This window comes from Providencia sp. Je.9.19, assembly GCF_051129765.1.
Lineage (GTDB): Bacteria > Pseudomonadota > Gammaproteobacteria > Enterobacterales > Enterobacteriaceae > Providencia.
In genome coordinates, this window is sequence record NZ_JBCPSS010000026.1 from 1 (window position 1) to 1,037 (window position 1,037).

Genomic DNA, 1,037 nt, shown 5'->3' on the forward strand with positions numbered 1-1,037 from the left:
CATGGGGAGTGTCTTGACCTCCTCAGCAGAGGCGGCGATTGCTTTAGACCGCACCCGGGTGGTGTTTGATGGCGATCACCGTTCCGTCAGCTTGAACGTGAGTAATCAAAACAAGCAGTTGCCGTACCTGGCACAAGGGTGGATAGAAGATGAGGCGGGCCAGAAAATTCAAAGCCCCTTTACGGTGTTACCCCCTGTGCAACGCATCGAGCCGGGCAAGCCAAGTCAGGTCAAAATTCAAGCGCTGCCGGCGGCAAATATGCTGCCGCAAGACCGCGAATCACTGTACTACTTTAATTTGCGGGAAATTCCGCCTAAAAGCAGCAAACCCAACACTTTACAAATCGCCTTACAAACTCGGATCAAGCTGTTTTATCGGCCGAAAGGGATCGCCATCGACCCGTATGCGGTACCCCCTCAAGACAAAATGACCCTAACAAAACAGGGGGGAAGCTACCTGGTGAATAACCCAACGCCATACTATGTGACGTTTGTGGACGCCAGTCGTCAAAAAGACACCCCCGGGGTCAAGGATTTTGAGCCAATGATGGTGGCCCCCAAAAGCAGTATGCCGTTGACGGTGAGTGCCGCGGCGGTGGGTGAGCGTCCGGTCTTAACGTACGTGAATGATTACGGGGGGCGCCCACAACTGCAGTTTCAGTGTGCGGGCAGCACTTGCTCGGTCGTACCTGAAAAAAAATAACACACATCATCTGGGGGGACACGCTGTTCCGCAGAGGTGATTGACAACAAGGAGAAGCAACATGGGCAGCTCAAAAAAACAAACCGGCCTTACCCGCGCCCAGTGGTGGTCAGGTGTGTTGAGTGTGATGGTGTGCAGTCTATCTGGGGCGCAGGCTGAGCCGCCCTCGCGTATCGTTGCCAACAATTGGAACCAAGTGAATAACTGGGATGTGGACGGGGCGCAGGGCACGCTGTATGTCCAGGGGGCTTTAACGGAAAGCGCATGCCGACTGGAGATGAGCAGTGCCCGGCAAGACATTGATTTGCATGAAATTGGCACCGGTCGATTGCGG

At 54.5% G+C, this 1,037-nt stretch carries 1 protein-coding gene and 1 pseudogene; both read left to right on the forward strand.

Going from position 1 to position 1,037, the window contains the following annotated elements; genetic code table 11:
- Position 1: 1 nt before the first annotated feature.
- Entirely contained in the window at positions 2-703 is a 702-nt protein-coding gene (locus tag AAZR93_RS21555; protein ID WP_434721037.1) for a fimbria/pilus periplasmic chaperone, read from the forward strand.
- Between the two features lie 61 nt (positions 704-764).
- A pseudogene (locus AAZR93_RS21560) lies at positions 765-1,037 on the forward strand (fimbrial protein); the annotation flags it as partial.

Excerpts from the sequence above, each read along its gene's own strand:
- AAZR93_RS21555 (WP_434721037.1), top strand. The coding sequence starts at position 2 with ATGGGGAGTGTCTTGACCTCCTCAGCAGAGGCGGCGATTGCTTTAGAC.